General features: G+C 70.3%; 12 protein-coding genes and 1 pseudogene. 6 read left to right on the top strand and 7 right to left on the bottom strand.

What is annotated here, in order from left to right; genetic code table 11:
• Positions 1-99: 99 nt before the first annotated feature.
• Positions 100-2,049, bottom strand: coding sequence for a heavy metal translocating P-type ATPase (locus FRW57_RS01395; protein ID WP_152185086.1), 1,950 nt, complete (start codon positions 2,047-2,049; stop codon positions 100-102).
• A 178-nt stretch (positions 2,050-2,227) separates the two neighbouring features.
• Between FRW57_RS01395 and FRW57_RS01390 the strand changes: the two genes are divergently transcribed.
• Both FRW57_RS01390 and FRW57_RS01385 read left to right on the top strand, forming a co-directional pair.
• Positions 2,228-2,587: an ArsR/SmtB family transcription factor gene (locus FRW57_RS01390; protein ID WP_152185085.1), complete on the top strand. Its 360-nt coding sequence runs from the start codon at positions 2,228-2,230 to the stop codon at positions 2,585-2,587.
• 67 nt (positions 2,588-2,654) lie between these two features.
• On the top strand, positions 2,655-3,899 hold the full coding sequence (locus tag FRW57_RS01385; protein WP_152185084.1) for an MFS transporter: 1,245 nt from the start codon (positions 2,655-2,657) through the stop codon (positions 3,897-3,899).
• A gap of 13 nt (positions 3,900-3,912) precedes the next feature.
• On the opposite strand, the gene FRW57_RS01380 is transcribed toward FRW57_RS01385, so the two are convergent.
• The 3 genes from FRW57_RS01380 to FRW57_RS01370 form a co-directional block, all read right to left on the bottom strand.
• The gene (locus FRW57_RS01380) at positions 3,913-4,917 is read right to left on the bottom strand and encodes an EamA family transporter (protein ID WP_238999245.1); all 1,005 of its coding nucleotides are present in this window, start codon (positions 4,915-4,917) and stop codon (positions 3,913-3,915) included.
• A 149-nt stretch (positions 4,918-5,066) separates the two neighbouring features.
• Positions 5,067-6,338: an ergothioneine biosynthesis protein EgtB gene (egtB, locus tag FRW57_RS01375; RefSeq protein ID WP_152185083.1), complete on the bottom strand. Its 1,272-nt coding sequence runs from the start codon at positions 6,336-6,338 to the stop codon at positions 5,067-5,069.
• Positions 6,339-6,415: 77 nt separating this feature from the next.
• Positions 6,416-7,747, bottom strand: coding sequence for a dihydrolipoyl dehydrogenase family protein (locus tag FRW57_RS01370; protein WP_238999244.1), 1,332 nt, complete (start codon positions 7,745-7,747; stop codon positions 6,416-6,418).
• Positions 7,748-7,907: 160 nt separating this feature from the next.
• On the opposite strand from FRW57_RS01370, the gene FRW57_RS01365 reads away from it, so the two are divergent.
• Entirely contained in the window at positions 7,908-8,309 is a 402-nt protein-coding gene (locus FRW57_RS01365; RefSeq protein WP_137123277.1) for a heavy metal-responsive transcriptional regulator, read from the top strand.
• 8 nt (positions 8,310-8,317) lie between these two features.
• On the opposite strand, the gene FRW57_RS01360 is transcribed toward FRW57_RS01365, so the two are convergent.
• The 3 genes from FRW57_RS01360 to FRW57_RS01350 form a co-directional block, all read right to left on the bottom strand.
• The gene (locus tag FRW57_RS01360) at positions 8,318-8,599 is read right to left on the bottom strand and encodes an anti-sigma factor family protein (RefSeq protein ID WP_202911704.1); all 282 of its coding nucleotides are present in this window, start codon (positions 8,597-8,599) and stop codon (positions 8,318-8,320) included.
• Entirely contained in the window at positions 8,596-9,177 is a 582-nt protein-coding gene (locus tag FRW57_RS01355) for an RNA polymerase sigma factor (RefSeq protein WP_202911703.1), read from the bottom strand. Before FRW57_RS01355 ends, FRW57_RS01360 begins: the two co-directional genes overlap by 4 nt.
• Before the next feature lie 83 nt (positions 9,178-9,260).
• Positions 9,261-10,751: a dihydrolipoyl dehydrogenase family protein gene (locus tag FRW57_RS01350; RefSeq protein WP_152185082.1), complete on the bottom strand. Its 1,491-nt coding sequence runs from the start codon at positions 10,749-10,751 to the stop codon at positions 9,261-9,263.
• Between the two features lie 434 nt (positions 10,752-11,185).
• Between FRW57_RS01350 and FRW57_RS01340 the strand changes: the two genes are divergently transcribed.
• From FRW57_RS01340 to FRW57_RS01330, 3 genes and pseudogenes are all read left to right on the top strand, one after another.
• The gene (locus FRW57_RS01340) at positions 11,186-12,646 is read left to right on the top strand and encodes a hypothetical protein (RefSeq protein WP_202911702.1); all 1,461 of its coding nucleotides are present in this window, start codon (positions 11,186-11,188) and stop codon (positions 12,644-12,646) included.
• The gene (locus tag FRW57_RS01335) at positions 12,637-13,431 is read left to right on the top strand and encodes an MTAP family purine nucleoside phosphorylase (RefSeq protein WP_137123275.1); all 795 of its coding nucleotides are present in this window, start codon (positions 12,637-12,639) and stop codon (positions 13,429-13,431) included. The genes FRW57_RS01340 and FRW57_RS01335 overlap by 10 nt, the downstream gene beginning before the upstream one ends.
• Positions 13,428-13,727 (top strand): annotated as a pseudogene (locus FRW57_RS01330) (hypothetical protein); the annotation flags it as partial. The gene FRW57_RS01335 and the pseudogene FRW57_RS01330, both read left to right, overlap by 4 nt.

Here is a 13,727-nt window from a genome sequence, read left to right as displayed (position 1 = left end):
CGCGAAGAATTGTTCGCCGCCGTGTCGCGCCTCCGCTGACGCCCGGCCCACTCAGCGCTGAGGGGTCGTGACCGGTGCGGCTGGTGCTGTGCCGGTTGGTCAGCCCTGCGGGCCAGGTGACGCTCGCACCTGGTCTGGAAGGGCGGTGCTTCGGGGAGCCTGGCGACCGGGGACGAGGCGGGCGGAGTTGAGGATGAAGGCGGATTCGCTGCCGACGTGGACGATGGCGGCCAGGACGGGTCCGAGGATGCCCAGGGCGGCCAGGGCCATGCCGACCAGGTCGACGGCGATGGTGCCGATGAAGTTGGCCAACACGATCCGCCTGGCCCGGCGCGCGATCCGCAGGGCCTGGGTCAGGTCGGCCAGATCCGCGCTGATCAGGATGACGTCGGCCGTTTCCCGGGCGATGTCGGTGCCGGTTCCCATCGCGATGCCCACGTCCGCCTTCGCGAGGGAGGGGGCGTCGTTGACTCCGTCGCCGACCATGGCCAGCCGGCGCCCGGACTGGCGGAGTGCTTGGACGTGGCCGGCCTTGTCCGCTGGCAGGAGCTCGGCGTGGACCTCGTCGATGCCGACCTCGTGGGCGACAGCCTGAGCGGTCTGGGCGGTGTCGCCGGTGATCATCACCGTCTGCAGCCCGAGCCGGTGCAGGTCGGCCACGGCCTGCCGGGACGAGGCACGGACGGTGTCGGCCACCAGGATGGAGCCGGCATAGCGGTCACCGATGGCAACGTGGACCGCGCTGCCGCCGCCATTGTCCTGGGTGGGGGTGGTCGCCTCGGGGACGAGGCGCGTGTTGCCTGCCCGCACGCGGTGGCCGTCGACGGTGGCGATGACCCCGTGGCCGGGTTGGTAGTCGAAGTCGGCTGCTGCGCGAACGGGCAGTCCCCGGTCGGCGGCGTGTCCGGTGATCGCCCTTCCGATGGGGTGCTCGGAGTACCACTCGGCTCCGGCCGTCGCGGCGAGCAGGCCGTCGACGGTGATGCCGTCGGCAGGCCGCACGTCAGTGACTCGCAGCACACCGGTGGTCAGGGTGCCTGTCTTGTCGAACACGACGGTGTCGACCGTCGAGAGCCGCTCCAGGTGGGTGCCTGCCTTGATGAACGCCCCGGAGCGGGCCGCCCGGCCGATCGCGGCGAGCGAGGCCAGCGGTGTGCCCGCGGCGATCCCGCAGGCACCGGCGACCACGACGACAGAGATCGTGGCCTGCCAGTCCCGGGTGACCAGGTACGTCACGGTGGCGCCGGCCAGGGCGAGGTAGACCAGCCAGGCGGCGAACCTGTCGGCCCACCGCTGGGCCGGGGTCTGTGCGGACTGCGCGGCGCGGACCGTCTCCACGATCTGGCCGTAGGAGGAGTCCGCGCCCACCCGCTCGGCACGGACCTGCAGCCCGCCGGTCTGGTTGACCGACCCGGCATACACCGACGAGCCGACCCGCACGTCCACCGGCATCGACTCACCGGTGATCCGGGACTGGTCCAAGCTGGAGGCCCCGGCCACGACCGTCCCGTCCACCGGGACGCCACCCCCGGGCGAGACGACCACCATTTTCCCCGGCGCCAGCGCGGACAGTGGCACCGAGGTGACGACCTCACCGTCATCGACGTCCACCGTGGTCGGCAGGAAGGCCATCAGGTCGGTCAGCGCGTCCCGGCCACGGTCCAGCGACAGGTCCTCCAGGATCTCCGCGGCGAGCACGAACACGGTGATCACCAGCGCGGTCACCCAAACCCCGATCGCGGCCGCGGCCGCGATCGCGATCAGCATCGACAGCTCCATGCTCATCCGACGCGCGCGGACGTCGCCCCACGCCTCGGCCAGGATCGGCCAGCACCCGATCAGCAGTCCGACCACCGCGGCCGCGGCCACCACCGCCGGCGGTGCGCCAGTGCGATCGAGCACGGCGACACCCACGACGAAGCCCGCCACCACGGCGGTGCGGACCAGGTCGCCGCGGTCGATCCTGCCCCACCAGCCCTGTGGTCCGACCTGCGCCGGGCCGGCAGGCGCCGTCGTGGCGTGCTCGGTGGTTGCGCGTGACTCAGTCATCGACAGCCACGCCGGCACGAGGTGTAGTGACCCCGGGCGCGCACCGGTCCCGAGCAGCCATGACCACGCGGTCGGCGACTAGCGGCAGAGGGCTGTCTGGTCTCGTCAACACCCGGCCACGATAACAGGCATACATGAAGAAGTGTTCACTCAATCCGTGCTTGGTACACTGCGCGGTATGGGTCACGGGGTGCGCGGCAGGGTCGGTCCGGCGGTGCTCGACGCGGCCACCGCCAAGACCGTGGCCGCCACCTTGCAGGCGCTGACGACGCCGAGCCGGCTGCTGATCCTGGCCCGGTTGCGCCAGTCACCGGCCAGCGTCGGTGAGCTCGCCGAGCAGGTGGGGATGGAACAGTCCGCGGTCTCCCACCAGCTGCGGCTGCTGCGCCACCTGGGGCTGGTCGAGGGCGAGCGACACGGGCGCAGCATCACCTACAGCCTGTATGACGACCACGTCGCCGAGCTGCTCGACCAGGCCGTCTACCACACGGAGCACCTACGGCTCGGGGCCCGGGAACTGCCCCACCAGACCGGCTGACCGCACGGCCCTGTCCGGGACGGGGTCCCCGGGCCCACCACGGACCGCGGCAGGAAGGACCGGCCAGATGGACCAGACGTCGGCCGAACCGTCTCCTTCGGGGCCGTCGGCACATGACGGGCGCCGAAACCGGTTGAGCCCGATGCGCTTCGTGCTCGGCTTCGGGGTGGTCGCGGGCCTGGGCGACTTCGTCTATGAGGGCGCCCGGTCGGTCATCGGTCCCTACCTGGCAACGCTAGGGGCCAGTGCAGTCGTCGTCGGGGTACTCACCGGCGCCGGTGAGGCGGTCGCGCTGGTCTTCCGGCTGGCCACCGGGCCGCTGGCCGACCGCACCCGCCGCCCCTGGCCGATCACCATCGCCGGCTACGCGATCACCATCGTCGCCGTCCCGCTCCTGGCTGCGAGTCAGTTGCTCTGGCAGGCGGGCGTGCTGGTCATCGGGGAGCGCTTCGGCAAGGCGGTCCGCAGCCCGGCCAAGGGCACGATGATGGCCGCGGCCAGCCACAGCCTCGGACGGGGACGTGCGTTCGCGATCCAGGAGGCACTCGACCAGTTCGGTGCCGTCATCGGCCCCTTGGTAGTCGCCGGCATGGTCGCCGTGTCCGGGTACCGGCTCGGCTTCGCGGTGCTGGCCGTCCCGGGCGCGGCCGCCCTGGTGGTGCTGGCCGTGCTGCGCCGCGCGGCCCCACACCCCCACGACTACGAGGAGGACGCGGCACGATCCGCTGCGGCGCCGGCGCCGTCGCATGGTTCGCTGTGGCATTTCTCGGCCGGGTTCTGGGGCTACAGCATCTTCACCGCGCTGACCATGGCCGGGTTCGCCACCTTCGCCGTGCTGGCCTACCACCTGCAGGTGAAGCACGTGATCCCCAGCTACCAGATCCCGATCGTCTATGCCGTCGCCATGGGCGTCGATGCGATCGCCGCACTCGCCTCCGGATGGGTCTACGACCGCATCGGACTGCGTGGCCTGATCGTCCTGCCCCTCCTGGCGGCGCCGATCCCGGCCCTGTCCTTCTCCACCAACGCCGCCCTGATCTGGGCCGGCGCCATCGTCTGGGGCGCCGCGATGGGCATGCATGAGTCCACCATGAAGGCCGCCATCGCCGACCTTGTCCCCGCCGAGCGCCGCGGCACCGGCTACGGCGTATTCACCGCTGTCTACGGACTCGCCTGGCTCGCCGGCTCCGCCGCGGTCGGCGCCCTCTACGAGGTCTCGGTCAGCGCGACGGTCCTATTCACCGCCGTGGCCCAGGCGATGGCCCTGGCGGCCTTCCTCCCCCTCGTCCTGCGCCGAAGCCTTCCACGATGAGCAGACCCTCGTCCTATCTGGTGTGGTGGCGATCGCGGTGGTTGGTGACATGCAGGGGCGTGCCGGCCCGTCGGTGGATGGCCACTTGAACCACGGCCGCGCCGGCCAGAACGGCCAAACCGCCGAGGAGTTGGGGCGCCGTCAGTGACTGCCCCAGCAGCCACCATGCCAACACGGCTGCCACCCCCGGCTCCAGCAGGCCGAGCACGCTGGCCGCCGAGGGTGGGAGATGTCGCAGCGAGGCCAGCCCACACAGGTAGGGGACCACCGTCGAGACCACGGCAAGCATCGTGATCACGAACCAGACGGGCAGGACGACGCCGCCCAGCAGCGCCGACGCGTCAAGACCGCTGAAGGGGACGGTCCACGGAGGGATGGTGAAGCTGACCGCGAGAAGTCCGATCAGCAGGCTCACCGTGAGGACGCCGAGCGGGTCACAGGTGGTGACCACCCGCTGTCCGATCAGGAAATACCCGGCCGCGCACAGTGCTGAGCCGAGTCCCTCGAGCACACCGATCGCGTCCAGAGTGCTCACCTGCCACACCTGGGCCGCCGCTGCCAGACCGGCGATGGCCAATCCGATGCCCAACCACACCGCCACGGGCAAGCGGCGCCGACGCACGAACCGCACCCACAAGGCGACGAACACAGGAGCGGTTGCCTCCAGCAGCATTGCTACAGCGACCGGCAGCCGCGCTACGGCTGCGAAGAAGAACCACTGTGCACCCGCGACCCCAAAGAGCCCGAAGCCGAGCATCTCGACCCAGTCGCGACCGTGAAATCGTAGGGATCCCGGATGCAGCGCGAGGGCGCTGACAAGCGCCAGCACCGCGGCCAAGCCGATCCGCAGCCAGGTGAGCTGTCCCGACCCCACACCGGCGTCCATGACCGACTTCGCCAGCGGACCGGAACTCGCGAACGCGACTGCCGCGGCGACCGCCAAACTCGTTCCGACGGCACCAGATGCTCCGGCGCGTCTCTCCGCGGCTGCCCTGCGTGGCTGGCCGGAGCCGGTCACGACCTCCGCAAAACCGTTGTGTCCCGATGAAACCCGCCGCACTCAGCCGCCTCGATCCGATCACTTCGGGCGCTCGTGCGTGCTCGGTCTGCCGGGTGCGGCAACGGCCCTGGTCCGTGGCAACGCCTGGAGACCGGACCGAGACCATCTTATCGAGCGTCGGCGAGGCGGACCCCGGTGACCGGCCAACGTGCCCCGGGGGGAAAGAAGTTGCGGTAGGACGAGCGGATGTGTCCGGGAGGCGTCAGGGCACACCCGCCCCGCAGCACCATTTGCCCGGACATGAACTTGCCGTTGTATTCGCCGATCGCTCCGCTCGGTGGGTGGTAGCCGGGATAGCCGAGGTAGGCCGAGGTGGTCCACTCCCAGCAGTCGCCGAACACCTGCCGCAGGCCACCGGTCGCCGGCCCGGCCGGTCGCGGATGCCACGCCCCGCGATCGGCCAGGTTCGCCGATGCCATCACCGTCGACTGGTCTTCCAGCTGGGCGGCGTGCTCCCACTCGGCCTCCGTGGGCAGACGCTTGCCGGCCCACGCGGCATACGCGTCCGCCTCATAGTGGCTGACATGGCACACCGGAAGCTCCGGGTCGACAGGCCTGGTGCCGGTCAGGGTGTGCTCAAGCCACACCCCGTCGCGCTCCGTCCAGTAGAACGGCGCCCGCCATCCGTCGGTGCCCACACGCGACCACCCGTCGGAGAACCAGAACTCGGAGCGGGAGTAGCCACCGTCCGCCATGAATGCCAGCCACTCGCCGTTGGTCACCAGCCGATCCGCCAGACGATAGGGCGCCAGGAACTCCTGGTGCAGAGGAAGCTCATTGTCGAAGCAAAAGTCTCCCCCGGAGGTTTGATGACCGATCTCGACCAAACCGCCTTCGTACTCGCGCCACCCGAGCGGTCCGGTTGCGCCTCCCACCGGCCCGCCGGCATACGACGGCTGCAGTGGATTGAGCGAGAGCACGTGCTTGATGTCCATGAGCAGCAGCTCCTGGTGCTGTTGCTCATGATGAAAGCCGAGCTCGATCGTCGGGGCGAGCTCGGACAGGGCCCCGTCGTCGAGGCGGCCGAGCAGATCACGCATCCGGCCGTCGACGTTGTCCCGGTAGACCCCGACATCCTTCGCGCCGGGGCGGGAGATCACGCCTCGCATCGGGCGCGCATAGCGGGGCCCGACGGACTCGTAGTAGCTGTTGAACAAGAACCAGTACTCGTCGTGGAATTTCGCGAAGTCGGGTTCGTGCCCTGCCAGCACGAAAGTCTCGAAAAACCACGTCACGTGAGCGCGGTGCCACTTGGTTGGGGAAGTATCCGGCATCGACTGCACGGTCTGGTCCTCCGCGGAGAGCGGGGCTGCCAGATCCTCGGTGTAGGAGCGGACCTGGTCATACCTCGTGGTCAGTGTCTCGGCGTCGATGTTCATGTCTCCCATCCTTACGCTTTCACGGTCTCTTCGGCGCCCACGGGCCCGGTCGAGTTCGTCCGAACCGCCTTGCGAAGTCAGAGCAAGGAGCCGAGGTCTGAACCGACGGTGGGGTACAGGGCTGTCATCGACTTCAGCTGGCGGCTGGTGAGGTCTAGTTTCATCGCGAGGGCGAGGAGGTTGACAAGTTCGCCGTAGTCGGGGCCGAGCAGGTGGGCGCCGACGATCTGGTCGCTGGCGCGGTTGATGAGGATCTTGGCGGCGGCGGTGGTCTCGCCGACCCGGTAGCTCGAATACCAGCCGCTGGTGTCGCTGTAGCGGACGTCGACATCGATGCCGCGCTCTCTGGCTTCGTGTTCGAGCATGCCCACTCGGGTGAGCTCGGGAATGGTGAACACGCCGGTCGGGACACCGGCGTAGTCGGGCACCATGGTGGCGCCCTTGAGCATGTTCGATGCCGCGACCTTGCCTTCGAAGACCGCAACCGGGGTGAGTGGCATCCCGGGGCTGTTGGCAGCGTCGCCGGCGGCGTAGACCGCAGGGTTGGTGGTGCTTTGAAGGTGACCGGTGACCTGCACCCCGTGCTGGTTCCACGCCACGCCGGCCGCGTCGAGGTCCAGGCTCGACAGGTCGGGGATGCGGCCGGCGCCGTGGACGACCAGGTCGAACTCCCGGGTCTCCACCTGGCCGGCCCGTACGAGCCGAACCTGGTAACCGGTCGCGCTCTTGTCGATGAATTCGATGCTGGTTCCGCGCTCCAGTGCGATCCCTGCTGCCTCGCTGCGGGCGACCAAGAGCTCGACGAGGTCCGGGTCGAACGCCTTCAGTGGGCGCGATCCGCGGTCGATGATGACTGGCGTGCTGTTCGCCCGTGCACAGATGTGAGCGAACTCGAAAGAGACGAAGCCACCGCCGACGAATAGGATTCGCGGGGGCAGTACCCCCAGGTCCAAAAACTCCGTGCTGTCGATCAGGTGCGTGGCGCCGGGAAAGTCCAGCGGCCGTGGGCGGGCGCCGGTGGCGATCAGGAAATGCTCGCCTGTGTAGGCGCTGTCGCCGACCTGAATGCTGTTGCTGCCGGTGAACCGGACCAAGCCGTGGAGCGTGTCGACGCCCTTCCCGGCCAGCCGGTCCTCGATGTTGCGCGGCACCGGGTCGGTAAAGCCGTGCTTGTGCTTGATCAGGTCGGCCCAATTGATCGACAGGCCATCGTCGTCGATGCCCTTGCCCCGCATCAGGCGGGCGCCGTCGATGATCTCTGCACCGCGGCGCAGAATCTTCTTCGGGTCGCATCCGCGCAGCGCGCAGGTCCCGCCGTAGGGCAGGGCGTCGACGATCGCGACCTTCCAGCCCTGCGAGGCGCATTTGTCGGCCGCGGAGACACCGGCCATCCCGGCGCCGACCACCACAAGGTCATAGTTGCGACCCATCAGGCCCTCCCCGTCGCGGTGGTGAGTGCCGCTCGGAGCCGTGGCAGCGTGGGCGCCCCGACCAGGCCGGTTGGTGTGTGCATGCCAACGAACGTAAACCCTGAACTGTGGTGCAAGGTCAAGGGCTAGAGTGGACCGCATGCTGATCGGAGAACTCGCCGATGCGGCGGGCACGTCCAGCCCGACGATCAGGTTCTACGAGCGCCGCGGGCTGTTGCCCGAACCCGCACGCGGCCCCAACGGCTATCGCTTCTATGACGAAGCCACGCGCAACCGTTTGAGTTTCATCCGCGCCGCCCAGGCGGCCGGCCTGACCCTCGCCGAGATCGGCGGCATCCTCGATCTTCGCGACGACGGCAACGTCCCGTGCGCCCACGTCACGGCCCTGATCGAGGGCAAGCTCGCCGACCTGCGCGCCCGCATGCGCGATCTCGCCGCCTTGGCAGCAGAGCTTGAGCAGCTCATCGAACGCAGCCACCGCCTCAGCCCCGCCGACTGCACCGAGGCAGACGTCTGCCGCATACTCTCGGCAACCGAGTAGGGGACTGTTCAGGTCCGCTGGCGGGGTAGTGCCTCCGCGAAGGCGGTGAGCCGTTCGAGGGCCTCTGCGGGCGGTTCGGTGGCGTGCCGGCACACGGCGGTCTTGATCTGTTGGTAGATGTGGGCTTGGAGTCCGCAGGCGCGGCAGGCGTCGAGGTGCCGGGTGATGCGCTCGGCGAGGGCGGGGTCGGCCTCGCCGTCCAGGTAGCGCTGGAGGTGCCGCCGGGTCTGCAGGCAGCTGGTGACCAGGGAGTCGCCGAGCATGCGTCGGTGCATGGCCAGGTTGTTCATGGGTGTCTCCGAGGGGTGAGGCCGGCTTTGCTGATGCGACTGCGGATACGTTTGCGGGCTCGGTGCAGCCGGCTGGTGATCGTGCCCTCCGGGACGCCGAGGGCCGCGGCGGCTTCGGCGTAGCTGAGCTGGTCGACATCGATGAGGATCACCACGGCGCGCAGCTGGGTGGGCAGGTCGATCAGCGCAGCTTCGACGACGCTGTCGAAGGCTCTGTCCATGACCTGCTGCTCGGCCGAGGGGACGACGGGTGCCAGGTGCCGTTCGGTCGCGTCTGCGGGGTCGTCCAGCAGGCTTGGCCGCCGGCGCCGGTGTCGGTTGATCTCGGCGTGGCGCAGGATGGTGAGCAGCCAGGCGCGAGGGTGTTGACCGTCGAAGCGGTCCAGACCGCGCCAAGCGCGCAGGAGTGTCTCCTGGACCAGGTCCTCGGCGTCTGCGGGCTGGCTGGTGATGGTGGTCGCGACGCGCAGCATGACCGCGATCTGCGGCAGGACGACACTGTCGTAACGGGCCTGCCGGTCGGTGCTGCCGGCAGCGTCGGGTGTCGGCTCTGAGTCCGGGGACGGGGCAGGGGCCACACCGGCGGAACCCGCTGGCGGCGGCTTTCCTTCCCTGGGGTGCGAAATGGCGCTGAGGGGGAGCCGGATCGGCCGACCGGCCCTCACCGCTTCCGCGGCGGTAGTCCGTTCAGACCGCCGAGCGGGGAGCTGAGGCGGGCCCGGGCGTGGACCCAGTGGCGTCGTGCCGTGGACGCCGTGCGGACGATCGTGGACAGCGGGGGGCGGGTGAGGCTCGCGCGGACGTCAGCGATGGCGGCGTTCCAGCCGGCGTCGGCGTAGGTGGGGTAGGGATGGGTGGTGCCGGCCAGGTCCCGGATCCGCATCCGGTGACGCACCGCCAGGGTCAGCTCGGCCAGGGCCTCTCCGGCGCGGGGGCCGACCACGGTGGCTCCCAGCACCCGGCCCTTGGCGTCGGTGGCGATCGTGGTGAACCCGGCCGTGGTGGCGTCCGTGACGGCCCGGTCGACCTCGGTCAGCGACCAGGACCGCAAACGGACGCCGTCTGGGGGCCCTGCGGTGCTGACCCCGACCGCGGCCACCTCCGGTTGGGTGAAGGTCACGCGCGGCACGGTCGGGTCGATCCGACGGCGCAGCCCCAGCACGGCGTTGCTGGCGGCAAGGCTGGCGTGCGCACCTGCCAGGTGGGTGAACTGCGGGTGGCCGGTGATGTCTCCGGCCGCCCAGATCCGGGCGGTGGTCGTGCGCAGTTGCGCATCGACGCGGACGTGGCCACGCTGGTCGCACTCCACCCCCGCGGCGTCGAGCCCCAGGTGGGCGCTGCGCGGGGAACGGCCGACTGCGACCAGCAGGTGACTGAACCCCACCGTGGTGCCGTCCTGCAGGACCAGCCGGCCGCCGGCAGAGCCGGCAGCGTCGGTGGGGATGACGCCGGTGACTCCCGTGCCGGTGAGCACTCGGGCGCCGTCCCTCGCCAACGCATCCTCGACCAGTGCCGAGGCCGCCGGATCCTCCCGGGGGAGCAGCCTTCCGGTGGCCTCGATGATCGTGACCTGGCTGCCCAGCCGGGCGAACGCCTGGCCGAGCTCGCAACCGATGTTGCCGCCGCCGAGCACCGCCATCCGCGGTGGGAGTGCCCGCAGGTCCCACAGGGTGTCGCTGGTCAGGTAGTCAAGTCCCGACAGGCCGGGCAGCTTCGGCACCAGCGGCGCGGAGCCGGTGGCGATGATCGCCTGGTCGAAGCGGATCGGGCGGCCGGCGACCGTGCCGGACGCCGTTCCGGTGAAGCAGAACTCGCCGGTCTCCACCCGCACTCCGGCCCGACGCAAGGACGCGGGGGAGTCGGTCGGCTCGATGTGGTCGATGGCCGAGTGCACATGGTCCATGACGGCAGGGAAGTCGATCCGCACTCGCTCCGCGTGCACGCCGAGCCGGGTGGCGTCGCGGGCACCGGCGGCGGCCGCGGCGGCGGCCAGCAGCGACTTGGAGGGCACGCAGCCGGTCCACAGACAGTCACCGCCGGTGCGACCGCGTTCGACCAGCAGCACGCGCGCACCGAGCCCGGCCGCGGTCCTGGCGCTGACAAGGCCGGCGGTCCCACCGCCCACGACCAGCAGGTCGGCTGATGCCTTCATCCGTGCCCTTCCGCGAGTTGAGTCCCGGGGCCCCGTTCCACGCGGCCGCCGTGTCCCGAGGGTAGGCCTGCGGCGTGATCGTGGCCCGCGCCACCAGCTCGGTGCCGGCGTCGTGGTTGAAGTAGTTGGTGAACAGGTTCACGACCACGTGGGCGAAGGCCTCGGCGAGCTGTTCGTCGGACCAACCCTGGTCCAGGGCCGCCCTTTGCCCATCTTCTGCTCCAACCCTGACAGGGTGTCCTGGGCGGGCGCGGGCGCGGTGTCGACAGTGTGCACAGGAATGCGAGGCATGATTTCCTCTCCAGAGGTGGTCGCTGACCATCGGGTAACCCGGCGAGGGCGGCGATTCCTTCCGCCCGGGTGGATGGATTCGGGGCAGCGACCGGGTTTCCCTACCCGAGTGGAGAAGTTCACCGACCCGTGGAGGTGCGGCGATGAGGCTGGCAGCGGCGTTGCGGGCGTGGGAGCGGTCGACCCGGCCGGTCGATCCGGAGTTCGCGGAGGCGATGGAGCGCCGGTGGGCCGGGCTGCCGGAGGTGGTGCGCACCCCTGGGCAGGTGATGGGCCGTCACGGCGTGGGTTGCGAGGGGACTCACGGCGTGTTTCCGAAGTGCAACCTGGCGTGCACGCCGTGCTACCACTCGAGGGACGCCAACCGGGTGCGGGTGGACGGCGGTCACACGGTGACGCAGATCAGCGCACAGATGCAGCTGTTGCGACGCGAGCGCGGCCCACGGGCCCATGCGCAGCTGATCGGGGGAGAGGTGACCTTGCTGTCCCCGGATGACCACGCGGCCGCCCTGGCGGTGATGCGTGAGCAGGGGCGGGAGCCGATGAGCTTCACGCACGGGGATTTCGACGAGGACTACCTGCGGCGGCTGGCTCTGGGCCCGGACGGGCACCGCCGGTTCGACCGGCTGTCGTTCGCGGCACACTTCGACAAGCTGATGTTCGGCCGACGGGGCATCGAGCGACCGGGCAGCGAGGCCGCCCTGAATCCCTACCGGCAGCGGTTTGCGGACATGTTCGTGCGGTTGCGTCGCGAGCACGGGGTGCGCTTCTTCCTGGCGCACAACATGACGGTGACCCCGGCCAACCTTTCCGAGGTCGCCGGCGTGATCACCTCCAGCCACGGCATGGGTTTCGGGATGTTCTCGTTCCAGCCGGCGGCGTTCGTCGGCGATGACCGGCGCTGGCACGAGGACTACCGGGACGCGACACCGGATGCGGTCTGGGCGCAGATCGAGCGGGGAGCCGGAACGGCATTGGACTACCACGTGTTCGAGCACGGCGACGTGCGCTGCAACCGCACGGCCTACGGCTTCTACGTCGGCGACCGGTGGTATCCCTTCCTGGACGGTGCCGACCCGCGGGACCTGCGCACCCGCGACGCGTTCTTCACCTACCTGGGTCGCGTCAACTTCACTGGCACTCCACCAGTCACGTTGGCGATCAAGCTGGTTCGAGTGATGGCCCGGCACCCGGGGGTACCGGTGATCGGGGCGCGTTGGTTGCTCCGGACCGTGCGTCGGGTCGGGCTGCGTGAGTCGTTGCGCCAACGCCGGGTGCGGCCAGTGACGTTCGTGATGCACCAGTTCATGGATGCCGCGGATGTCGACCCTGCCTGGGCGCTGATGCAGCAGGGGCGGACCAGCAACGACCCGCACATCCGGGAAACGCAGGAGCGGCTGGCGGCGTGCCATTACGCGATGGCGCACCCGGAGACCGGGAAGCTGGTCCCGGCTTGCGTCCAACACAGCGTGCTCGACCCGGCCGAGAACGCCGAGCTGCGCCGGCAGCTGCCGATCGTGCAGGTCCGGCGGCGCGCCGCCGCCGCGGGCGTGGCTGCTGAGGCGCGTGGCGGTTCGGCGTGTGGGGGTGGCGTATGCGGATAGGGCTGCTCACCGGCTCCGGTGCCCATGATTGGCCGGGCCTGCATGACGCTGCGCGGCGCACCGTCGCCACCGAGCACGGACCGGTGGACGTGGTCGAGGGGACCGTCGCGGGTGCCGAAGTGGTGCAGGTCTCCCGCCACGGCCCGGCCCACGAGCGGTTGTCCCACCAGGTGACCCACAAAGCGAACCTGGCCGCCTTGCTGGGCGAGGGGGTCGACGCGGTCATCGCCGTGACCGTCTGCGGGGCGGTCGACCCGACCCTGGAGCCGGGCACGCTGGTGGTCTTCGACGACCTGTACTTCCCGACCAACCGGCTGCCCGACGGCAGCGCCTGCACCTGGTTCGATCAGCCGGGCGCGGCGGGGCGAGGCCACTGGATCTTCGACCGCCCGTTCAGCGAACCGCTGCGGCAGGCCTTGCTGCAAGGACACCCGGACGCCGGGATCCTCTCGACCGTCCACGACGGCGGCTGCTACGGGCACGTCGACGGTCCGCGGTTCAACACGCGCACGGAGATCGCGGCGCTGGCCCAGGTTGGCGTCACCGCGGTCAGCCAGACCGCCGGGCCCGAGGTGGTCCTCGCCGGCGAGGCCGGACTTCCCTTGGCGCTGGTGGGGTTCGTCACCGACTACGCCAACGGGGTGGCCAGCGAGCCGGAGCCGGTCCAGGCGCTGCTGGCCCGGCTGGCCGACAGCGCGACACACCTGGCGCGGCTGGTCGAACGTGCGCTGCCGCACGTCGGCGACCTCACGGGGGCCGGCGTCGTGCACCGGGTCGGGCCGTGACTGCCGTCGCCGTCATGGCCAAGGTGCCCGTCCCGGGACGGGTCAAGACCCGGTTGGGTCCTCTGCTCGGACCCGACGGGTGCGCCCGTCTGCAGCGTGCACTGATCACCCGCACCTGCACCGTGGTGGTCGACAGTGGCCTACCGCTGTTCGTCTTCCTCGACGACCCGGTGTGGTCCGAGGAAGCCGGTGGCGTCCTGCCTCCGCTGGCCCGGGTACGGCGGCAGGCGACCGGCGATCTCGGGCGGCGCATGCTCGCGGCGGTGCGGCAGGTGCACCGCGAGCAGCCGGGACCG

Origin of the sequence: Segeticoccus rhizosphaerae (genome assembly GCF_009192725.1) — a bacterium.
GTDB lineage: Bacteria > Actinomycetota > Actinomycetes > Actinomycetales > Dermatophilaceae > Segeticoccus > Segeticoccus rhizosphaerae.
This window is presented reverse-complemented; position numbering and strand designations above follow the sequence as displayed.

Bases quoted from the DNA above. Each gene is read 5' to 3' on its own strand.
- egtB (WP_152185083.1), bottom strand. From the start codon at position 6,338: ATGAACATCGACGCCGAGACACTGACCACGAGGTATGACCAGGTCCGC.
- FRW57_RS01390 (WP_152185085.1), top strand. From the start codon at position 2,228: ATGGGTCACGGGGTGCGCGGCAGGGTCGGTCCGGCGGTGCTCGACGCG.
- FRW57_RS01360 (WP_202911704.1), bottom strand. From the start codon at position 8,599: ATGAACAACCTGGCCATGCACCGACGCATGCTCGGCGACTCCCTGGTC.
- FRW57_RS01385 (WP_152185084.1), top strand. From the start codon at position 2,655: ATGGACCAGACGTCGGCCGAACCGTCTCCTTCGGGGCCGTCGGCACAT.
- FRW57_RS01350 (WP_152185082.1), bottom strand. From the start codon at position 10,751: ATGAAGGCATCAGCCGACCTGCTGGTCGTGGGCGGTGGGACCGCCGGC.
- FRW57_RS01365 (WP_137123277.1), top strand. From the start codon at position 7,908: ATGCTGATCGGAGAACTCGCCGATGCGGCGGGCACGTCCAGCCCGACG.
- FRW57_RS01335 (WP_137123275.1), top strand. From the start codon at position 12,637: ATGCGGATAGGGCTGCTCACCGGCTCCGGTGCCCATGATTGGCCGGGC.
- FRW57_RS01340 (WP_202911702.1), top strand. From the start codon at position 11,186: ATGAGGCTGGCAGCGGCGTTGCGGGCGTGGGAGCGGTCGACCCGGCCG.
- FRW57_RS01395 (WP_152185086.1), bottom strand. From the start codon at position 2,049: ATGACTGAGTCACGCGCAACCACCGAGCACGCCACGACGGCGCCTGCC.